The sequence below is a fragment of the Enterovibrio norvegicus DSM 15893 genome (genome assembly GCF_900115495.1).
Classification (GTDB): Bacteria; Pseudomonadota; Gammaproteobacteria; order Enterobacterales; family Vibrionaceae; genus Enterovibrio; species Enterovibrio norvegicus.
In genome coordinates this window covers 1-18,782 of sequence record NZ_FOWR01000033.1, presented here as the reverse complement: position 1 = coordinate 18,782, position 18,782 = coordinate 1, and the positions used below count along the sequence as shown (strand labels likewise).

At 50.1% G+C, this 18,782-nt stretch carries 20 protein-coding genes and 1 pseudogene; 16 read left to right on the top strand and 5 right to left on the bottom strand.

Annotated elements, in window-relative coordinates; translation table 11 throughout:
* Nucleotides 1-139: 139 nt before the first annotated feature.
* The 5 genes from lexA (at nucleotide 140) to BM082_RS18385 (ending at nucleotide 5,422) form a co-directional block, all read left to right on the top strand.
* Nucleotides 140-763: a transcriptional repressor LexA gene (gene lexA, locus BM082_RS18405; RefSeq protein ID WP_026024533.1), complete on the top strand. Its 624-nt coding sequence runs from the start codon at nucleotides 140-142 to the stop codon at nucleotides 761-763.
* 431 nt (nucleotides 764-1,194) lie between these two features.
* Nucleotides 1,195-2,343: a cytochrome c oxidase subunit II gene (gene coxB, locus BM082_RS18400; RefSeq protein ID WP_074928096.1), complete on the top strand. Its 1,149-nt coding sequence runs from the start codon at nucleotides 1,195-1,197 to the stop codon at nucleotides 2,341-2,343.
* A 12-nt stretch (nucleotides 2,344-2,355) separates the two neighbouring features.
* The gene (ctaD, locus tag BM082_RS18395) at nucleotides 2,356-3,948 is read left to right on the top strand and encodes a cytochrome c oxidase subunit I (RefSeq protein WP_017009492.1); all 1,593 of its coding nucleotides are present in this window, start codon (nucleotides 2,356-2,358) and stop codon (nucleotides 3,946-3,948) included.
* A gap of 9 nt (nucleotides 3,949-3,957) precedes the next feature.
* Nucleotides 3,958-4,509: a cytochrome c oxidase assembly protein gene (locus BM082_RS18390; protein WP_017013101.1), complete on the top strand. Its 552-nt coding sequence runs from the start codon at nucleotides 3,958-3,960 to the stop codon at nucleotides 4,507-4,509.
* 16 nt (nucleotides 4,510-4,525) lie between these two features.
* Complete coding sequence (locus BM082_RS18385) at nucleotides 4,526-5,422, top strand: cytochrome c oxidase subunit 3 (protein WP_017009494.1); 897 nt, start codon at nucleotides 4,526-4,528, stop codon at nucleotides 5,420-5,422.
* A 35-nt stretch (nucleotides 5,423-5,457) separates the two neighbouring features.
* On the opposite strand, the gene BM082_RS18380 is transcribed toward BM082_RS18385, so the two are convergent.
* Nucleotides 5,458-5,664: a DUF2909 domain-containing protein gene (locus tag BM082_RS18380; protein ID WP_074928094.1), complete on the bottom strand. Its 207-nt coding sequence runs from the start codon at nucleotides 5,662-5,664 to the stop codon at nucleotides 5,458-5,460.
* Here BM082_RS18380 and BM082_RS18375 point away from each other — a divergent pair.
* The 6 genes from BM082_RS18375 to dinF are packed head-to-tail and all read left to right on the top strand — an operon-like array spanning nucleotide 5,654 to nucleotide 11,059.
* Nucleotides 5,654-6,466 carry an SURF1 family protein gene (locus tag BM082_RS18375; protein WP_280138448.1) on the top strand — a complete coding sequence of 271 codons (813 nt, stop codon included), beginning with the start codon at nucleotides 5,654-5,656 and terminating at the stop codon, nucleotides 6,464-6,466. The two genes, BM082_RS18380 and BM082_RS18375, sit on opposite strands and share 11 nt — an antisense overlap.
* Complete coding sequence (locus BM082_RS18370) at nucleotides 6,463-6,990, top strand: hypothetical protein (protein ID WP_017009497.1); 528 nt, start codon at nucleotides 6,463-6,465, stop codon at nucleotides 6,988-6,990. Before BM082_RS18375 ends, BM082_RS18370 begins: the two co-directional genes overlap by 4 nt.
* Nucleotides 6,991-6,992: 2 nt before the next feature.
* Complete coding sequence (locus tag BM082_RS18365) at nucleotides 6,993-8,138, top strand: COX15/CtaA family protein (protein WP_074928090.1); 1,146 nt, start codon at nucleotides 6,993-6,995, stop codon at nucleotides 8,136-8,138.
* Nucleotides 8,131-9,051 carry a heme o synthase gene (gene cyoE / locus BM082_RS18360; protein WP_074928088.1) on the top strand — a complete coding sequence of 307 codons (921 nt, stop codon included), beginning with the start codon at nucleotides 8,131-8,133 and terminating at the stop codon, nucleotides 9,049-9,051. The genes BM082_RS18365 and cyoE overlap by 8 nt, the downstream gene beginning before the upstream one ends.
* Nucleotides 9,052-9,081: 30 nt before the next feature.
* Nucleotides 9,082-9,672 (top strand): GNAT family N-acetyltransferase, encoded by a 591-nt coding sequence (locus tag BM082_RS18355; RefSeq protein ID WP_074928086.1) that lies wholly within the window; start codon nucleotides 9,082-9,084, stop codon nucleotides 9,670-9,672.
* 46 nt (nucleotides 9,673-9,718) lie between these two features.
* Nucleotides 9,719-11,059 carry an MATE family efflux transporter DinF gene (gene dinF, locus BM082_RS18350; RefSeq protein WP_074928125.1) on the top strand — a complete coding sequence of 447 codons (1,341 nt, stop codon included), beginning with the start codon at nucleotides 9,719-9,721 and terminating at the stop codon, nucleotides 11,057-11,059.
* A 107-nt stretch (nucleotides 11,060-11,166) separates the two neighbouring features.
* Here the strand turns inward: dinF and nfuA are convergent, their stop codons facing one another.
* On the bottom strand, nucleotides 11,167-11,751 hold the full coding sequence (gene nfuA / locus BM082_RS18345) for a Fe-S biogenesis protein NfuA (protein ID WP_017009502.1): 585 nt from the start codon (nucleotides 11,749-11,751) through the stop codon (nucleotides 11,167-11,169).
* Between the two features lie 84 nt (nucleotides 11,752-11,835).
* The gene (locus BM082_RS18340) at nucleotides 11,836-12,372 is read right to left on the bottom strand and encodes a ComF family protein (protein ID WP_017013107.1); all 537 of its coding nucleotides are present in this window, start codon (nucleotides 12,370-12,372) and stop codon (nucleotides 11,836-11,838) included.
* A 194-nt stretch (nucleotides 12,373-12,566) separates the two neighbouring features.
* Here BM082_RS18340 and bioH point away from each other — a divergent pair, with 194 nt between their 5' ends.
* The 3 genes from bioH to BM082_RS18325 all read left to right on the top strand — a co-directional run bounded on the left by bioH (nucleotide 12,567) and on the right by BM082_RS18325 (nucleotide 14,355).
* A complete protein-coding gene (gene bioH, locus BM082_RS18335; RefSeq protein ID WP_074928085.1) occupies nucleotides 12,567-13,349 on the top strand; it encodes a pimeloyl-ACP methyl ester esterase BioH in 783 nt (260 codons plus the stop codon).
* Between the two features lie 99 nt (nucleotides 13,350-13,448).
* Nucleotides 13,449-13,784: a hypothetical protein gene (locus BM082_RS18330; RefSeq protein WP_017009505.1), complete on the top strand. Its 336-nt coding sequence runs from the start codon at nucleotides 13,449-13,451 to the stop codon at nucleotides 13,782-13,784.
* 76 nt (nucleotides 13,785-13,860) lie between these two features.
* Nucleotides 13,861-14,355 carry a hypothetical protein gene (locus tag BM082_RS18325; RefSeq protein ID WP_017013109.1) on the top strand — a complete coding sequence of 165 codons (495 nt, stop codon included), beginning with the start codon at nucleotides 13,861-13,863 and terminating at the stop codon, nucleotides 14,353-14,355.
* A 112-nt stretch (nucleotides 14,356-14,467) separates the two neighbouring features.
* Here BM082_RS18325 and BM082_RS18320 read toward each other — a convergent pair whose 3' ends face one another.
* A complete protein-coding gene (locus tag BM082_RS18320) occupies nucleotides 14,468-16,816 on the bottom strand; it encodes a Tex family protein (RefSeq protein WP_074928083.1) in 2,349 nt (782 codons plus the stop codon).
* 37 nt (nucleotides 16,817-16,853) lie between these two features.
* Nucleotides 16,854-17,195 (bottom strand): annotated as a pseudogene (gene greB / locus BM082_RS18315) (transcription elongation factor GreB); the annotation flags it as partial.
* A gap of 147 nt (nucleotides 17,196-17,342) precedes the next feature.
* On the opposite strand from greB, the gene gmtY reads away from it, so the two are divergent.
* Nucleotides 17,343-18,629 carry a gamma-mobile-trio recombinase GmtY gene (gene gmtY / locus BM082_RS18310; protein WP_074928081.1) on the top strand — a complete coding sequence of 429 codons (1,287 nt, stop codon included), beginning with the start codon at nucleotides 17,343-17,345 and terminating at the stop codon, nucleotides 18,627-18,629.
* Nucleotides 18,626-18,782: integrase repeat-containing protein (locus BM082_RS25490; protein ID WP_425285243.1), on the top strand; the 157-nt coding region annotated here is incomplete at its 3' end. The genes gmtY and BM082_RS25490, both read left to right, overlap by 4 nt.

The window sequence follows — 18,782 nt, the reverse complement described above, 5'->3', positions numbered from 1 at the left end:
TGTTATGTATGTCGAATGTAAAAAGAAAAAATGTGATCTGAAAAGGCATCTGTATAGAGATTGGTGCTAAATGCGCCTTTTCAAGTGGCTAAACACTGGATATACTTCCAGTTAACTGTATAAAAAGACAGGTCTGATTATGAAGCCGTTAACCGCTAGACAACAGCAAGTCTTTGATCTTATCAAAGGGAAAATCGACGATTCTGGCATGCCACCGACTCGCGCAGAAATCGCGAAGGAGCTGGGATTCCGTTCAGCGAATGCTGCTGAAGAACATTTGAAAGCGCTGGCGCGTAAAGGCGTGCTGGAAATCGTACCTGGTGCGTCACGTGGTATTCGCCTTTTGGTGGGCAATGAACCTGCCAATGACGACGTAGGTTTACCTTTGATTGGCCGTGTTGCCGCCGGTGAGCCTATCTTGGCGCAAGAGCACGTTGAGAGTCATTATCACGTTGACCCAAGCTTGTTTAAACCGAGTGCTGACTTTTTGCTGCGCGTAAACGGAATGAGCATGAAAGACATCGGCATTATGGATGGCGATTTACTCGCGGTGCATAAAACCCAAGATGTGCGTAATGGCCAAGTGGTTGTCGCGCGCGTTGAAGACGATGTGACAGTTAAACGTTTGGAACGCAAAGGCAATCAAGTGCTTTTGCATGCTGAAAATGAAGAGTTTGCGCCTATCGTTGTCGATCTTGCGCATCAAAACCTTACCATTGAAGGCATCGCTGTGGGTGTGATCCGAAATAGTGACTGGATGTAAGCCTCGCGCTGTGTCTTAAAAAGTCTTAAAAAGGCGACTTCATGCAAATAGCATGAAGTCGCCTCTTTTTTATCCGGTTAACTCGCTTTGCGCACCGCTGAAAAGCCTTCTCTCGTACTTCATATAGCAATCACTCTCTGCGCTTTTACAGCAGTATCGTCAAAATTCCTTCGTAAATTGACGGGGATACCCGATCCCGCTTTCTGTTAATTCATCAGAAAAACGCTACAAAAAAATTGCGAATGAAACAGTTGTCTTTATCTCGTAATTTCGTGGTTTACATCAAGTTTCGCCCCATAATGTTGCGCATTTTTTGTTCTTTCTGCATTCCTCTCCTAGTTTTAGATGTAAATGAACTGTTAATTATTATTTATCCATTCATTGCTTCCATTGACTCACTGTAATGCGTAGTGATTTTGAGGAGGAATCAGGTGACGATTCGCCAACTTCTATCCACGCTCGCACTTGTCCCGTCTTTTGCCGTTGTTGCGTCAGAAGAACCGTCTTCATTGAACCTCACCAGAGGTGTGACGGAGATAAGTGCTCAGGTCTATGACCTACACATGACCATCCTCTACATCTGCATAGCCATTGGCGTTGTGGTGTTTGGTGCGATGTTCTGGGCTATTGTCCATCACCGGAAATCCAAAGGGGCGGTTGCTGCCAATTTCCATGAAAGTACGAAAGTGGAAATCCTTTGGACGTTAATTCCCTTCTTGATTTTGATTGGTATGGCCGTGCCTGCAACGCGCGTCCTGCTTGCAATGGAAGATGTGTCTGAACCTGAAATCACGGTGCAAGTTACCGGTTCTCAGTGGAAGTGGCATTACCGCTACTTTGACCAAGACGTTGAATTCTTCTCTTTGCTGGCGTCCTCTGCCGCGCAAATCAATGGTGAACAAACGAAACGCGACAACTACTTGCTTGAGGTTGACCGTCCTTTGGTGTTACCGATTGGCAAGAAAGTGCGCTTTTTGATCACGTCGGAAGACGTTATCCACTCGTGGTGGGTACCGGATTTCGCGGTGAAGAAAGATGCTAACCCTGGCTTCATCAATGAAGCGTGGACCAAAATCGACAAACCTGGCATCTATCGAGGCCAGTGTGCGGAGCTTTGCGGTAAAGACCATGGCTTTATGCCGATTGTGGTTATCGCCAAGCCGGTTGAAGAATTTGATGCATGGGTGCTAGAGACCGCCACTGCACAAGCCAAGGTGCGTGAAGAGGAGAAAAAGCTTCTCGACATGAACATGGACATGGACGAGCTGATGGCCCTTGGCGAAGAGGTGTACAACTCACGTTGCGCAGCTTGCCACCAAATCAATGGCCTTGGTCTGCCGGGCGTGTTCCCCGCATTGGCGCAATCAGACATTGCTATCAATCCTGATCGCATCGTTGATCACCTCAGTGTGGTGATTCACGGTCAAGACGGCACGGCGATGCAGGCGTTCGGCCCTCAGCTAGGTTTGAAAGAACTGGCTGCGGTAGTCACATATGAAAGGAATGCGTGGGGTAACAACACGGGTGATGTCATCCAGGCTGCTCAGATAAACGCTGTCCTCAACGGCGATGATCTTTAAGGAGAAACTCCAATGACAGATATGACGCCCGATCAAGTGGGTCATGACGACCACGATCATGATCATAAGCCCAAAGGGGTGATGCGTTGGCTGTTAACCACCAACCATAAAGACATCGGCACCATGTATTTGGTGTTCAGCTTCACCATGTTCCTTGTTGGTGGTGTGATGGCGCTGATCATTCGCGCCGAGCTTTTCCAGCCGGGCTTGCAACTCGTTGAGCCGAATTTCTTTAACCAAATGACAACTGTTCACGGTCTGATCATGGTATTTGGCGCGGTGATGCCCGCCTTTACCGGGCTAGCCAACTGGATGGTGCCATTGATGATAGGTGCGCCAGACATGGCGTTGCCACGCATGAATAACTGGAGCTTTTGGATTCTTCCGTTCGCGTTCTTCATGCTGCTCATGTCGTTATTCATGGAAGGCGGCGGCCCTAACTTTGGTTGGACTTTCTACGCGCCGCTTTCGACCACCTATTCACCTGACAGTACGGCATTGTTTGTGTTTGCTATCCACATCATGGGTATCAGTTCTATCATGGGCGCGATTAACGTGATCGTGACCATCATGAACCTGCGTGCACCGGGCATGACATACATGAAGATGCCCTTGTTCGTGTGGACATGGTTCATTACTGCCTTCTTGCTGATTGCGGTCATGCCCGTGTTGGCGGGGGCGGTCACCATGGTACTGACGGACAAATACTTCGGCACGTCCTTCTTCGATGCCGCGGGCGGTGGCGACCCCGTGATGTTCCAGCATATTTTCTGGTTCTTTGGTCACCCAGAGGTATACATCATGATTTTGCCGAGCTTCGGCATCATCTCAGCCATCGTTCCTGCCTTTTCGCGTAAGCAACTCTTTGGTTATGCCTCGATGGTTTACGCGACGGCATCGATTGCCGGTTTGAGCTTTGTTGTTTGGGCTCACCACATGTTCACCACGGGGATGCCGGTCTTTGCCGAACTCTTCTTTATGTATTGCACCATGTTGATCTCAGTGCCCACGGGGGTGAAGGTGTTTAACTGGGTGGCGACCATGTGGCGAGGATCGATGACCTTCGAGACGCCCATGCTCTTCTCACTCGCATTTATTGTCCTGTTCACGATCGGTGGTTTCTCCGGCCTGATGCTGGCGATAACACCGGCTGACTTCCAGTATCACGATACTTATTTCGTGGTGGCGCACTTCCACTACGTACTGGTGACAGGTGCCATCTTCTCCATCATGGCGGCGGCGTATTATTGGCTACCGAAATGGACGGGACACATGTATGACACCAAATTGGCTTCATGGCACTTTTGGTGCTCGCTGATTTCGGTGAACATTTTGTTCTTCCCAATGCACTTCCTCGGCTTGGCGGGTATGCCGCGTCGAATTCCTGATTACGCACTGCAGTTTGCAGACATTAATGCCATCGTGAGTATTGGTGCCTTCCTGTTCGGTGCATCGCAGCTGATTTTCCTCGCCGTGCTTGTGAAATGTGCACGTGGTGGTGATCCAGCACCCGCGAAGCCGTGGGAAGGGGCGGAAGGTTTGGAGTGGGAAATTCCTTCACCAGCGCCTTATCACACCTTCTCAACGCCACCGAAAATCGATTGAGGGCTCTGAATGCGCGAGAGCAACGAACAAGACAACAAAAACACCAGCCGTTCTGCCATGAAATTGGCAGGCATGGCCGTGCTGATGTTCGGGTTTGCTTTTGCGCTTGTACCGCTCTATGACGTGTTTTGCGATATCACAGGCATCAACGGGAAAACTGACGATGTGGCGGCGCAAGAAAGCCAACAAGTGGATTTTTCGCGCACGGTGACCGTTGAGTTTGTGGCGTACATCAATCCTGGCCTTGGCTGGGATTTCGTGCCTGAGATGAAACGCATTTCGGTGCACCCTGGCGAAACACGTACCATCGCGTATCGCGCGACGAACAACACGCTTACAGATTCTATTGGGCAGGCAGTGCCATCGGTATCACCGGGTTTGGCTGCGCAATACCTGAATAAAATTGAATGCTTTTGTTTTAACCGCCAACCATTGGCGGCGGGCAAAGACGCGGAACTGCCGCTGGTGTTTTATGTCGATCCAGCTATTCCTGACGACATCAATACGCTGACATTGGCGTACACCTTGTTTAGCGCCAAAACCGAGCCCGTTACCCAATAATTGCAGCGAGGTCATTATGGCAACATCGCATACCAACACCGATGCCCCTGAGGGGTATGAAAGCTACTACGTTCCAGCCCAGAGCAAATGGCCGATTGTCGGCGCCGTTGCGTTGTTCCTCATTGCCATGGGGGCAGGTTCAACCGTAGCCGATTTGTTTGGTGGTAACGGACCTTGGATGTTGTTAGCGGGGACAGGCCTAATTTTGTTCATGCTGACCGGCTGGTTTAAAGACGTAATACATGAGTCCATGGGTGGCATGTATTCGAGCCAGATGGATCGCTCTTTTCGACAGGGCATGAGCTGGTTTATTTTTTCGGAAGTGATGTTTTTCGCGGCTTTCTTTGGGGCACTTTTTTACGCTCGATTTATCGCTGTTCCTTGGCTTGGCGGGGCAAGTAACAATGCTATGACGGCGGAAGTGTTATGGCCGGATTTCATCCCTGGTTGGCCTTTGATAAAAACACCCGACGGCACAGAAACTACGGCCATGGGCGCGTGGGGCTTGCCGCTGATTAACACCGTCATCCTACTTACATCGTCTGTCACGCTGCATTTCGCGCATGTGGCGATGGAAGAGGGCAAGCGTAAGCGCATTGTGCAATTCCTGGGTGTGACCGTTTTGCTGGGGTGGATCTTTTTGTTCTTGCAAGGCGAGGAATACATTCATGCCTATGAAGAGCTCAACTTACGCCTTGATTCCGGCGTCTACGGCAATACCTTCTTCTTGTTGACGGGCTTCCACGGCATGCATGTGTTCTTGGGGTCGGTGATTCTGTTTATTGTTTGGCTGCGCGTGCTGAAAGGGCACATGTCGCCGAAGCAACATTTTGCGTTTCAAGCAGGCGCTTGGTATTGGCACTTTGTGGACGTGGTTTGGCTGTGTTTGTTTGTCTTCGTCTACATATTGTAGCGATGCAAGCTCGCGCTGTTGGTTAAATGGCGCTGTTAGTAAGGGCGACTGTTCGGTTCTATGAGGCCAGTCGCCATCGCAATCAATAAAATCACGAAGGCAATGACTGATAACAAAACACGCCTGCCAAGGTAGCGCGACATAGGAACATCTGAATTGCCCTTAATCAGAATGGGCAACGCGCGGAACAAGTTGAACACGATAAAGATGAGCAGGCAGACGAGGATCCCTTTGAGCAGCATATTGCCTCCAGCGGGCCAAGAAGGTGACTCATTGAGTGACCAAGACCCAGAATGTGAATTAGCGCCGAGTGCAAGGTTACGACCGTTTCGGCGGTTTGGATTCTTACTCTTTACTTTGGCGATGACGGTCTTATTGGTCAAGCTGGGGATGTGGCAAGTATCACGTGCTGCGGAAAAAGAAGCACTGCTCACCCAATTGGATGTCCGCCAACAACACACCCTTCTTCGTTTATCCGATTTACCGAAAGAAGGAAAAGGCTACCGTATTGATGTGTTAGGGCAGTTTGATGCATCAAAGAGCGTGCTGTTGGATAACCAAACACATTTGGGGCGCGTCGGGTATCGCTGGATGATGCCTTTTAAGGCAACCCAAGATAACAACGAGAAATGGCTGTTGGTTGAACTCGGATGGGTGCCAGCACCAGCGACACGTGATGTGTTGCCGACGTTACCCAACGTAAAGGGTGCATTTCACGTTCGCGGCATTATTGATTTACCGTCTGATCGTGTGGTGTTAGGTGGCGCATCAGAATCAGTGTCTTGGCCTTGGCGGGTGCAGTCGGTTGATATGGCCGCCATCAACGCCGAAACCGGAGAGTCTTTTTATCCATGGGTCGTTCGCGCCGCGTCTGTTGCAAGTGATGCGGGAGAACAATTAGAAACAACATGGAATGTCATCCCTGTTTGGGAGCCTGTCGTCATGAAACCTGAAAAGCACTATGCGTATGCGATGCAATGGTTTGGACTGGCGCTGGTGGTGTGGGTTGGCTTTCTAATTTGGTGGAGGAAGGGACGCGTATGAAAGGGAAAAAAGCACTCATACTGGTAACAGCTATCTTCATTCTGCCTGTCGTTGCAGCAAAGCTGGTACTGGAGTTTGATTGGTATAGTCGCGGGGTGACCAACAAAGGTGAATTGTTGGCAGAAGCGGTGAACACCGATTGGTTAGAAGAGAACGGACAATGGCGCTTGGTGTATACCTTGCCGTCTGATTGTGATGCGTTATGTGAAACCGCCTTGTTTCAATTAACACAAATTCCTGTCGCAGTCGGACGTGAACAAGAGCGTGTATCAAGCATTGTGTTGGTCTCTGATACGCCGTCAGACAACAAAAACATCGAGGTGCGCCAGCAATCGATGGATGCCCAACAACAGAAAACCATGGCAGCGTTGCCTTACGGTAATGACGCGATTTACATTGTTGACCCTCTGAATAACCTCATTCTGGCGTACCCCATTCCTGAAGGAAAAGATGCGCAAATCACCCAAAGCAAAGGCTTGCTCTCTGATCTTCGCAAGCTGATGAAAATGTCAAAAGTGGGGTGAATATGATGGTGAAACCAACGCATCCGATCCATGACAATAAAGGCTACCTCTTCTTACTTTATGGCTCACTGTTTCTCGCACTGATTGTGGTCGCGCTAGGCGCATTTACACGATTAACCGAAGCAGGGCTGGGTTGCCCTGATTGGCCGGGGTGCTATGGCTTCCTCACTGTGCCTCAATCTGCTGAACATTTAGCAAAAGCGGTGCAAGCTTTCCCTGACGCGCCGGTTGAAGTGCAAAAAGCATGGAATGAAATGATTCACCGCTATGTCGCGGGCACCCTTGGGTTGCTTGTCGCGCTCATTGCGTTTTTAGCGTGGCGTAAGCCGTCGAGAAACAAAATGCTGCCGAGCATTTTACTGGCTGTGATTTGTTTTCAAGCCGCGCTGGGCATGTGGACCGTCACTATGAACCTCATGCCGATCGTGGTCATGGGACATCTGCTTGGTGGCTTTACCACGGTGACACTCCTGTTTCTATTGTGCTTGTTTGAGCGTCGACGTTTTTATTCGAATGCTGAGATAAGCTCGACCTCAAAGACAGAGGCTGGCTTAGAACAGCAAGATGTTGAGATAAATATTGATGACCAGCACGCGTCACCTACCAAAAATCACATTAGCGGGAAGTTGAAACTGCTGGCGGTGTCCGCGTTGGTCGCGGTGGGCTTACAAATCGCGTTAGGGGGTTGGACATCCGCCAACTACGCCGCCGTTGTCTGCACGCAATTACCTGTCTGTGAAGCCGATTGGGTTGGACACTACGATGCGTCCGCGTTTCATCCGATCAGCCCCACTAATGACACCTACCAATATGGCGTGTTGAACTTTGAGCAACGGGTCACCATTCATGCCACGCATCGTATTGGCGCGATGGTGGTCTCTGTGTTGGTGTTGCTATTGGCATTTGCTGTACGCCGTCCACTCGGTGTGATGGCATCGCTCAGTTTGGTCGCAGCACTGTTACTGCAAGTTTCCTTGGGTGTTACCAATGTGGTCGCGTTGTTGCCATTGTCCGTGGCGGTCGCGCACAACGTGTGCGGATTGCTGCTTTTACTGTTGGTGGTGAAAACCACGTTGGGTGTCTTCGCACGTCAAACCTCGGCGGTGCGAACGTCTTTGAGAGAATCGGGGAGGCTGAGTCATGGCTAAAGTGTCGATGTCACCGTTAGCGGGAAATGTATCGGTCGCAGCAGAGCCTGCTCTGTGGCGAGATTATCTTGAATTAACCAAACCTAAAGTCGTTGCCATGTTATTGCTCACCGCCATGGTGGGGATGTGTTTGGCGGTGGCGGGCTTACCGCCGGCCAAAGCCGTGATTCTCGGTCTACTTGGCATCGGGATGCAATCCGCCGCGGCTGCGGTGTTCAATCATGTGATTGACCAGCGTATTGATCAGCAGATGCAGCGCACTATTCATCGTCCTGTGGCGAAAGGCCGCGTGTCTACCCGACAAGCATTGGGCTTTGGCTGCATGTTAATGGGGTTAGGGTTCGGCGCGCTTTGGGCATTGAATGCCTTGGTGGCGTGGCTCACGTTCGCCAGTTTGATTGGCTATGCATTGGTGTACACGGTCTGGTTAAAGCACGCGACGCCGCAGAATATCGTTATTGGCGGGTTAGCGGGCGCAATGCCACCACTTTTGGGTTGGGTTGCTGTCACCGGTCAGCTTGACCCACATGCTCTGCTGCTTGTGATGTTGATTTTCACGTGGACACCTCCTCACTTTTGGGCGCTCGCGATCCATCGCCAGAAAGATTATGCAAAAGCGGGCGTACCCATGCTGCCCGTGACGCATGGCGTTGAATTTACCAAAACCATGATTTTGCTCTATACCCTTCTGTTGGTGGTGGTGGGTTTGCTGCCGTATCTCGCTGGCATGAACGGCGTTATTTATCTGGTGGGCAGCCTCGCCCTTAACCTCGGATTTGCATGGTATGCGTGGCGATTGAAGTACGCTGATAAAAAAGGCCTCGCTTGGCAAACCTTCAAATATTCTATTTGGCACATTTTTGGTTTGTTCGTGGCGCTGTTGGCCGACCACGCATGGTATGCAGTAGCATGAGGATAGATTTCCTCGTGTACTGAGGCCACTATGACTTATTCCAGCATGACGTATTCCAACGTGACCTTTCCAAACATTGCTTTTCAAACGCCGCGGTTAACAGCCGCGGCGTTGTCTTCTTCAGCATTGCCTCATGCGAAAAGCACCTTGTCTACAGAGCTTGCAACCCTCCTCACGTCTGTTGTTAAGCGTCATCTACCTCCGGACCTTCAGGCCGTGTCTGATGCCGAGAGTGCGTTACGTTGGTTGGAGCAGACATTGGAGGATTGCCAATTCGTTGCGGTGCGTTTGGCCGAAGACGACGCATTGGTTGGGTTCTTCTTACTGTATGTAGAAGTTGATGCACAGCGTGGCGGCCAGCCTCGCTTGGCGTCGCCTCATTATTCGCTGCGACTGGGTTATGTGGTGGCGGAAACCTTCCAAGGCCAAGGTCTGGCGAGTGAAATGGTTGAAGGCTTGGTCGCCTGGTGTCAGACGTCTGGTGTTGTGTCTTCACTGTCCGGTGGTGCAGAAGCGGATAATCTTCCATCGATTAAGGTGCTGGAGAAAAACGGCTTCGTCCGTGAGAGAAATGATGAATTTCATCAAGGAAATACCGTGTTTTTGACGCTTATGCTTTAGGCAACTTTGTTACACTGACCCATCGAATTCTTCCAGCATGCGAATTATGTTCTCAGCACTTCAACAAAAAGCGCTGCACGTGCGCGTTTTCTCTTTAGCCCTGCCGATGGTGCTGTCCAACATCACTGTGCCTTTATTGGGGCTGGTGGATGCGGCCGTGATTGGGCACCTCGATCATGCTTGGTACCTTGGCGGCGTCGCTGTCGGCAGCACAATGATTGCAGTGACCTTCTGGCTACTGGGCTTTTTGCGCATGGCAACCACGGGACTAACGGCGCAAGCGTGGGGCGGCAAAGATAGCGCAGGTCTCGCCAATGTGTTTCTGCAAGGGGTGACCCTTGCTTGGTTGTTGGCGGCTGTCATTGTGGCGATTCACCCTTGGGTGTCTGACACTGTGTTCCATTTCAGTGATGCTAGCGAGCAGGTTAAACGCTATGCGAATGAGTATTTCTCGATTCGTATTTGGAGTGCGCCAGCTGCATTGACCAATTTGGTGATCATGGGATGGCTGCTTGGCGCGCAAAACGCGAAAAAGCCGATGATGCTGGTCATCATCGTCAATTTGGTCAACATCTTGCTCGATCTGCTGTTTGTGGTGGTGCTTGACTGGAAGGTACAGGGCGCCGCTGCCGCGAGCGTGATTGCTGACTACACCGGTATGGCGCTGGGGTTGTTCTTTGTTGCAAAAGTCTGGGCGTCTGCTGCATTGCCATCCCCTTGGGCGCAATGGAAGAAATCGTCCGCGGGCATGGGGCGTTTGCTCAAGCTCAATCGCGATATCTTCTTGCGCAGCTTGTGTTTGCAGCTCGCATTCACCTTCATGACGTTTCAGGGGGCAACGCTGGGTGACGATGTGGTGGCCGCCAATGCGGTGCTGATGAATTTCTTGATGCTGGTGTCATTTGCCATGGACGGGTTTGCCTACGCCATGGAAGCCATGGTTGGGAAGGCAATTGGCGCGAAAGACAGGGAGGAGTTATTGGCCACGCTGTCAGCCACAACGCTCTGGAGCTTTGTGATTTCCCTGTTTATCACGCTTGCCTTCTTGATGGGCGGTCAAGGCATTGTTGGGGTGATATCAGACATCCCTGCCGTGCGAGAGCAGGCTGCTATCTACTTGCCTTGGCTCATCGCGATGCCGCTGGTCTCTATGTGGTGCTTCTTACTTGATGGTGTGTTCATTGGCGCGACGCGAGGCCGAGAAATGCGCAATACCATGTTTGCATCCATGGCCGGTTTCTTTGCCATATGGTGGCTGTTAAGCGACATGGATAATCACGCGCTGTGGGCAGCGATGCTGGGCTTTATGGCGCTTCGTGGGATAACGTTAGGTGCGGTGTTTGTGTATCAATGGCGACGCGATGTGTTTCTTTCACCTGCTCACTAGCTTTAATGCAGTCGCCCTAATGTAATTGCCTGATGCATAAACAGAAACGGTAGGCATGAAAAAAGCTCCCTCGGGAGCTTTTTTTTATGGTGATGTCTCTTACTGAATCAGTAGTAAGAGTGATCGCCCGCCGCGTGTTCGGTGACATCGCGAACGGCCGTCAATTCACCGCTGAATTCTTCTAGAAGCTGCTTTTCGATGCCGTCTTTTAGCGTAACATCAACCATTGAACAGCCGTTACAACCCCCACCGAATTGAATAACAGCCGCGCCGTCTTCAGTGATTTCGATAAGGTTGATGTGACCACCGTGGCCGGCAAGCTGCGGGTTCACTTGGGTTTGAATAACGTATTCAACACGCTCAAGAAGCGACGCATCGTCAGACACTTTACGCATTTTCGCGTTAGGTGCTTTCAGGGTTAGCTGAGAGCCCATTTTGTCGGTAACGAAATCGATCTCTGCATCTTCCAAGAAAGGCAGGCTCAGTTCGTCAACGTACGCAAGGAAACCGTTAAAGGTTAACTCGGTATCGCTTGCTTCAATAGCGTCTTGTGGGCAGTAAGACACGCCGCACTCTGCGTTTTGTGTGCCTGGATTAACCACGAATACGCGGATATTGGTGCCTTCCGGTTGCTGTTCTAGCAACTTACCGAAATGACTTTGTGCATTTTCTGAAATTAAAATATTAGACACGACTTCTTACCTGAATAGCCCAGTTTGTTTTAGACAGTTTACTCTTTCTTTTCATGACTATCACCCCTCTACGGACGCGGGTAATTATTTCTTCTGTTTTCCATCAGTTGGCGTGCGGCATAGCGCGTAGATATCTATCTTTATCACGCCATGTGCTTTCAACAATCGGCACAATTCCGTCAACGTTGCTCCCGTTGTCACCACATCATCGACCAATGCCACGTGAGACGGCAGGTCACCATGGATGTTGAATGCATCTTTCAGGTTGGAAAGCCTCGCTTTACGGCTGAGACCTTGCTGTTGCTGAGTGGCACGTGTGCGCACTAAGGCTTTATCTAAACACGGACGTTCTAGCTGGCTTGCCAGTGCGTTGGCGAGCACGGTGCTGTGATTGAATCCGCGCACCCAACGTCGCCGCCAATGCATGGGAACGGGTATCAAACAGGGTGCAGGGTCATCGATATTTTCTGCCAGCAGGCGGGCTAAGGGCTTTGCAAACCAATAATGGCCTTGGTACTTAAATTTGTGCAGGAGCGTGTCGTAAGGAAAGGTGTAATCACCGAGGCACACAAGGTTGTCCCATGCGGGTGGCGTGTTGAGGCAGCGTCCGCACGTTTCCATGGTGTAGGGCGTTGAAAGGCCGCATTGCATGCAACGTGGTGACGAGGGGAAACTCTGCGAACAGGTTTCGCACCACGGATATTGGCGCTGCTCCAACCTGTGATGACAAAGCTGACACCTCAATGGCAGAGCGCGTAAGATAGAGCGCAACATAAAGGATGTTTTGGTCCAGCAACACGTTTTAGGCAGTGTAAATGACAACTTCGCTTTACTGGCACACGGAAGGCCAGGGTTCCGACCTGATTCTCATTCATGGATGGGGAATGAACAGTGCTGTTTGGCAGCAACTCCTTCCTCGCTTGACTGATCGCTATCGCGTTCATTGTGTCGACCTTCCCGGTTATGGGCATAGCCAACCGACAGATGCGTTCTCATTAGAGGAAATGGCACAGTGTTTGCTTAATAATTCACCGCAGCACGCGATTTGGGTTGGTTGGTCTTTAGGGGGCATGATTGCCACACAAGCCGCGCTTCTCGCTCCAGAGCGAGTGCAAGGTTTGGTGACGGTTGCTAGCTCACCTCGATTTGCTGCGGAACATGGATGGAGAGGGATTAAACCTCAGGTACTGTCAGCGTTTTCGGCGCAATTGGAAGATGATTTTTCATCGACAGTTGAACGATTTATGGCGTTGCAGGCAATGGGAAGCCCGACTGCACGACAAGATATCAAGTGGCTAAAAAAGGCGGTGCTTTCGCACCCGTCGCCTCAACCTGAGGCACTAAAAGCTGGGCTCGATATTCTTGCTGAAGCAGATTTACGGCCACAATTGCACGATATTTCAGTGCCTTGGTTACGGATGTACGGTCGGTTAGATGGTTTGGTGCCGGTTAGAGTGGCACAAGAGCTGGATGTTTTAGCCCCGCAGTCGCAGCGGCAAGTTTTTGCCAACGCGTCGCATGCACCGTTTATCTCTGATCCTGAACACTTTTCTGAAGAATTGCTCTCTTTCTGCGGACAGTGTTTGCCATCCAGATAAGAAAAAGTGATCAAAATAAAGTGAATTGCGGCTAAATTTTAAACTGAATCTGCCGATACTTTGTTCATGTCACTTGCTATGGCATCAGGAGAGACCATAATGAATGTAGGTAACGTTGGCTATTCTCAACAGATGTATGCACGCCCAACGCCAGTTAACCAAGAGGTTAAGGCGGGTGAGCAGAATCAAGCTGAGGGTGCTAAACAGTCTTATGCGCAAGTCGCCAATCAGGTATCGGACGTGAAGACTGTCAACAAAACAACGGAAGCCGAAGGCAAAACACCAGCATCGACGGATGTTGAGGCTTTCACTTATGGGGCATTGGGCATGGACCACCCTGACGAAGTGAAAAGTAACGACGATGACGCATATACCGCTGGGCAGGTTTTATCTGCTATCGGTACGATAGGCGGCATCTTGGCGATATTGGTGTAATTTCGCTGTAGAGATATAGCACGAGCATTCGCGGGTCATTTCCCGCGGCATGCCTTAAGGTGACTGCCTTCGGTCGATGTTGGGAGATAACATTGGCATGAATATTTCACCCGCTAACGTCAGCATCCCCGCTGTCGTACCGTCAGTAAACCCGCCAACGGAGCAAGTTGCGCGGGACAATCGTGTGCGTGAAAAAATCGCTCCCGCCAAGCAGCCCAACGCGGCTGAACATGAAAAACCCGTCAATCAAGAAGAAAAACAACTCCGTAAACCGTCTTGGGATCCATCAGAGCATCCTGACTATGCTGATTTAAGGCAAAACACCAGCCAGTTCAACGGTGGCCATTTCGGCGCACATGATTCGTTAAGCCATCTGTCGTCTTTGTTGTCGAGCGAGTCTTATACGCCGAAGAATGAAAACGGCTATTCCATGCAGATAAAGCTGCCGAAGGAAATTCTCGATAAAATCGATGAACTTAAGGCATCACAACGTACAGGTGCCGTGGTTGCTATGCGCTACTCACAAGCCACTGTGGCGAATATCCCTTCTGAAGTGCTTATCGTGATTTAGCGGTCTGCTGTTTAGGCTCCATTGTGTCGACTTGGGCATGAGCAAAAATCTGAACATAAAAAAACAGCGCCTTGAGGCGCTGTTTTTGTCTCTGGAGAATCGATGACGTCGTTTACTTACGCTTCGCTTTGGCAAAGGCATCAGCAAACGCACCACCAAAGGCTGATGAATTGCCACCTTGGTTGTTGTTTGATGGCGCACGATTTGGTTGGCTGCGTTCTTGAGGACGCGCTGAGCGAGTGTCACGGTTCGCATTGCCGCGGCTTGCAGGTTTGTTGTCTGCGCCAGGTTCGTCGTTTAGACGCATGGAAAGCGCAATACGTTTACGCGCAAGATCCACGTCCATCACTTTTACTTTGACCACGTCGCCTGCTTTCACCACTTCTCGGGGGTCAGAAATGAATTTGTCTGACAATGCTGAAATGTGAACGAGGCCGTCTTGGTGAACACCGATATCAACAAACGCGCCAAATGCGGTCACGTTGGTGATTGAGCCTTCCAGCACCATGCCTGGGATCAGATCTTTCACTTCGTTTACGCCGTCGGCAAACGTTGCGGTTTTAAATTCAGGGCGTGGGTCACGTCCGGGTTTCGCCAGCTCGGCGAGGATGTCTGTCACCGTTGGAATACCAAACGTATCATCGGCGTACTCTGAGGCGTTCACGCTACGCAAGAAGTCGAGGTTACCGATCATGGCGTCAACGGCTTTGCCTGTGTTATCAGCAATGCGCTTCACCACTGGGTAAGCTTCTGGGTGAACAGATGAGCTATCTAGCGGGTTTTTCCCTTTCATGACGCGCAAGAAGCCCGCGCACTGTTCGTAGGCTTTTGGCCCCAAGCGCGGCACTTTCAGTAAGGTTTTACGCTCACCAAAGCGGCCATTTTCATCACGGAATGCCACGATGTTGGCAGCCATGGTGGTGGAAAGGCCGGCAACGCGGGTCAGCAATGCGGCAGAGGCACTGTTCACGTCTACACCGACGGCGTTCACACAGTCTTCGACCACGGCGTCCAAACGTTTTGCCAGTTGGCTTTGGCTGACGTCGTGTTGGTATTGGCCCACACCGATAGATTTAGGGTCAATTTTTACCAGCTCTGCCAGCGGATCTTGCAAGCGACGAGCAATCGACACCGCGCCGCGCAGTGAAACGTCTAGCCCCGGGAATTCAGCCGCTGCCAGTTCTGACGCGGAATACACCGATGCGCCAGCTTCGCTCACCATCACGGTCTGGATTTTCTCGCCCGCATCTTTCAACATGCCAGCCACAAACGTATCGGTTTCACGGGAAGCTGTACCGTTGCCGATAGCAATTAAATCTACATGGTGTTTTTTCACCAGCGCCATGACCACACGTGCCGATTCAACCGTCTTGTTGTGCGGCGCGGTGGGGTAAATGGTGGCAGTGTCGAGTAGCTTACCCGTGTTATCAACCACGGCAACTTTACAGCCTGTGCGCAAACCGGGGTCGATACCCAAGGTGCAGCGAGGGCCTGCTGGCGCGGCCATGAGCAAGTCTTTCAGGTTGTCGGCAAATACCCTGATGGCATCATTCTCAGCCAACTCACGTAAGTTGCCCATCAGCTCGGTTTCCATGTGCATTAAGATCTTAATGCGCCACGCGAAACTCACTACTTGCTTGCGCCAGCGGTCCGCGGGGGCGGTGTCGAGGGTTATGTCGTAGTGCGAACAGATGATGTTTTCACAGTATGAACCTGTCGATTTCTCATCTTGTTGTGGGTCAGCATTCAGTGACAGTTGGAGAATGCCTTCGTTACGGCCACGGAACATGGCCAGCGCACGGTGAGACGGCACTTTTGTCAGTAACTCATCGTGTTCAAAGTAGTCTTTAAATTTTGCGCCTTCGTTTTCTTTGCCTGCAATCACACGCGCTTGAAGTTCGGCGTTATGGTTTAGATGGCGGCGAATTTTATCCAAAAGAGCTGCATCTTCGGCGAATTGTTCCATCAAAATGGCGCGCGCGCCGTCCAGCACGGCTTTGGTATCCGCAAATCCCGCTTCTGCATTCAAGTAACGGGTGGCTTCTGATTCCGGGTCGTGCTCAGGATGTTGCCAAAGCGAATGCGCTAACGGTTCAATGCCCGCTTCAATCGCTATTTGCCCTTTGGTGCGGCGTTTTTGCTTGTACGGCAAATACAGGTCTTCAAGGCGGTTTTTGGTGTCAGCGTCGAGGATGTCTTTCTTCAAGCCATCGGTCAGCTTTCCTTGTTCATCAATCGATTTCAAAATGACTTGGCGACGATCTTCCAACTCGCGTAAATAACCGAGGCGAGATTCCAGATTACGCAATTGAGTGTCATCAAGGCCATTGGTGACTTCTTTACGGTAACGCGCGATGAAGGGCACGGTGTTGCCATCATCAAGCAGGGTGACGGCTGCGATAACTTGCGCATCACGTACGTTTAGCTCACTGGCAATCTGTTGATAAATTGAAGTGGTCATTGTGTTCCTTTGAGAGTCACCGCCGCGAGCGGCAGTATTAAAGTTCGTCTTGTTGATAGCGAATGGTGTTGACGTACCAGACCTTCGGTCCTTCAGGGGTCGTCACAATGGCTTCGTCATCGACTTCTTTTTTGAGTAATGCGCGTGCCATCGGGCTATCAATGGAGATGTAGTCTTTGCGGCCATAGATTTCATCTGGGCCAACAATGCGGAATGAGAGGGTGCCACCGTCGTCATTTTCAATGTCGACCCACGCGCCAAAGAAGACTTTACCGTCTTGCTGTGGGTTGTAATCGACGACGCGGAGGATTTCCAAGCGTTTGCGTAAGTAGCGAACGCGACGGTCAATTTCACGCAGAATGCGTTTATTGTAGGTGTATAAGATCCATGTATATCTATGTACTAAAAAAGCAAAACCAAACCTAAAACTCATCACTTTAACTTTCCATAAATGTGATTAAAAAAGTAGATAACCATAACTTTTGTACTATTTATTATACTCAGGATACCTGAGTTGAGACTGAGTATGGGTTATGTCATCAAAAAGAAGGTTAGATACACTGCTAGCCCCACATCCCCAGCGGTAGAGCTTCCCGCACTTTTTACTGAGAAAGGAATCGTAATATCCTACTTAAGATTTATCTACTCAAAACGTGGCAAATCACAGTCATGGCTTGAACGTAATTGTTATGCAGTCACTTTATTGCTTGTATTTATTAACGAAAAACAAAGTGAGTTTCAATCGGCTACTGAGCTGTTGAGTGCTTTTGTAGACGCCCTCCATTTTGGAACAATTGACGGTGTTAACGACCCTTCGGGGTTATTTTGGCGCCCGCGAAAGTCAGTAGATGTCAATGTGCTACTTGGTCACGTAACCAGTTATTGTGATTTCATTGATGATGTTTATGGAACGCAACTGCCCAACATAAACCCTTTAAGGAAAGCTACCAGTCCTGAAGAAAGAATTCGGTGGTGTGCCTACTATCGCCGGCATAGTCGAGTGTTTCTAAACCACTTAAACGACCCAAAACAGAGAGAGTTAAACCAAGTACGTAAGGTACAAGGTCCTCGAGTTCCCATGTTTTTGCACTCAGAGGATGTCTACCAGTTTCCTGAGGATAAAATTGACTCGCTGATTTCTCATGGTTTCGAGGGCGACTATGGCAGTCAACTGATAGTTATGCTGATGCACTTCGGCGGGTTGAGATTATCAGAGTGTTTTCATATTTATGTCGACGATATCTCAATTGATAACAAAGACTCAGCAGCCCTGGTATCTGTCTTCCACCCTGCAGATGGTGTCGTTCCTACGGTTGGTTTCAAAAATCGGCGTGAGTATCTTTCGGTAAAATTTAATATGTCGCCTCGAGATGAATACCCAAGAGGACATAAATTACATTCCGGTTGGAAGTCCCCGGCCTTATCAAACAAGAACTTCTCGTTTGATGTGATGTTTTTTCCATACTCCAGAGCAATCGAATTTACTCAGATACTCTTGCGTTACCTTCCGCTTATAAAAAGAACTGAGCACCCATTTTTATTCGCGAACTATGTAGGTAATCCTGAAACAAAGAAAAACTTTATCCAAAAATATAATCGAGCACTACGACGCATAGGGATGATTAGTGAAAAGAGCTCTGGTACTTCGCCACATGGGCATCGACATGCATACGGATACCGATTGAGAGAGCATGGCTTTGGGCAATTGGATATTCAAAAAGCCATGCATCACAAAAGCCCCGATAGCTGTCTTGTATACATTATGCCGTCAGGAGAAGACATTAGAACGAGAATGCGTGGTCTTAGTTTATGAGGGCGACTCAGAAATATTCCGACATAAAATCTGCCAGTGAGGCGGCGCGGCGCCTGAAGATAGCAAGTCGTAAGGAATACCAGGCGCGCTACAAAGAAGACCCTCGTTTGCCATCATACCCTGACCGGACGTACAAAAAAGAGTGGACGGGTT

What these genes read in the sequence shown, in the direction of transcription:
- lexA (WP_026024533.1), top strand. Translation starts at nt 140, where the DNA reads ATGAAGCCGTTAACCGCTAGACAACAGCAAGTCTTTGATCTTATCAAA.
- ctaD (WP_017009492.1), top strand. Translation starts at nt 2,356, where the DNA reads ATGACAGATATGACGCCCGATCAAGTGGGTCATGACGACCACGATCAT.
- BM082_RS18390 (WP_017013101.1), top strand. Translation starts at nt 3,958, where the DNA reads ATGCGCGAGAGCAACGAACAAGACAACAAAAACACCAGCCGTTCTGCC.
- BM082_RS18385 (WP_017009494.1), top strand. Translation starts at nt 4,526, where the DNA reads ATGGCAACATCGCATACCAACACCGATGCCCCTGAGGGGTATGAAAGC.
- BM082_RS18380 (WP_074928094.1), bottom strand. Translation starts at nt 5,664, where the DNA reads ATGCTGCTCAAAGGGATCCTCGTCTGCCTGCTCATCTTTATCGTGTTC.
- BM082_RS18370 (WP_017009497.1), top strand. Translation starts at nt 6,463, where the DNA reads ATGAAAGGGAAAAAAGCACTCATACTGGTAACAGCTATCTTCATTCTG.
- BM082_RS18365 (WP_074928090.1), top strand. Translation starts at nt 6,993, where the DNA reads ATGATGGTGAAACCAACGCATCCGATCCATGACAATAAAGGCTACCTC.
- cyoE (WP_074928088.1), top strand. Translation starts at nt 8,131, where the DNA reads ATGGCTAAAGTGTCGATGTCACCGTTAGCGGGAAATGTATCGGTCGCA.
- BM082_RS18355 (WP_074928086.1), top strand. Translation starts at nt 9,082, where the DNA reads ATGACTTATTCCAGCATGACGTATTCCAACGTGACCTTTCCAAACATT.
- dinF (WP_074928125.1), top strand. Translation starts at nt 9,719, where the DNA reads ATGTTCTCAGCACTTCAACAAAAAGCGCTGCACGTGCGCGTTTTCTCT.
- BM082_RS18340 (WP_017013107.1), bottom strand. Translation starts at nt 12,372, where the DNA reads ATGGAAACGTGCGGACGCTGCCTCAACACGCCACCCGCATGGGACAAC.
- bioH (WP_074928085.1), top strand. Translation starts at nt 12,567, where the DNA reads ATGACAACTTCGCTTTACTGGCACACGGAAGGCCAGGGTTCCGACCTG.
- BM082_RS18330 (WP_017009505.1), top strand. Translation starts at nt 13,449, where the DNA reads ATGAATGTAGGTAACGTTGGCTATTCTCAACAGATGTATGCACGCCCA.
- BM082_RS18325 (WP_017013109.1), top strand. Translation starts at nt 13,861, where the DNA reads ATGTTGGGAGATAACATTGGCATGAATATTTCACCCGCTAACGTCAGC.
- BM082_RS18320 (WP_074928083.1), bottom strand. Translation starts at nt 16,816, where the DNA reads ATGACCACTTCAATTTATCAACAGATTGCCAGTGAGCTAAACGTACGT.
- gmtY (WP_074928081.1), top strand. Translation starts at nt 17,343, where the DNA reads ATGGGTTATGTCATCAAAAAGAAGGTTAGATACACTGCTAGCCCCACA.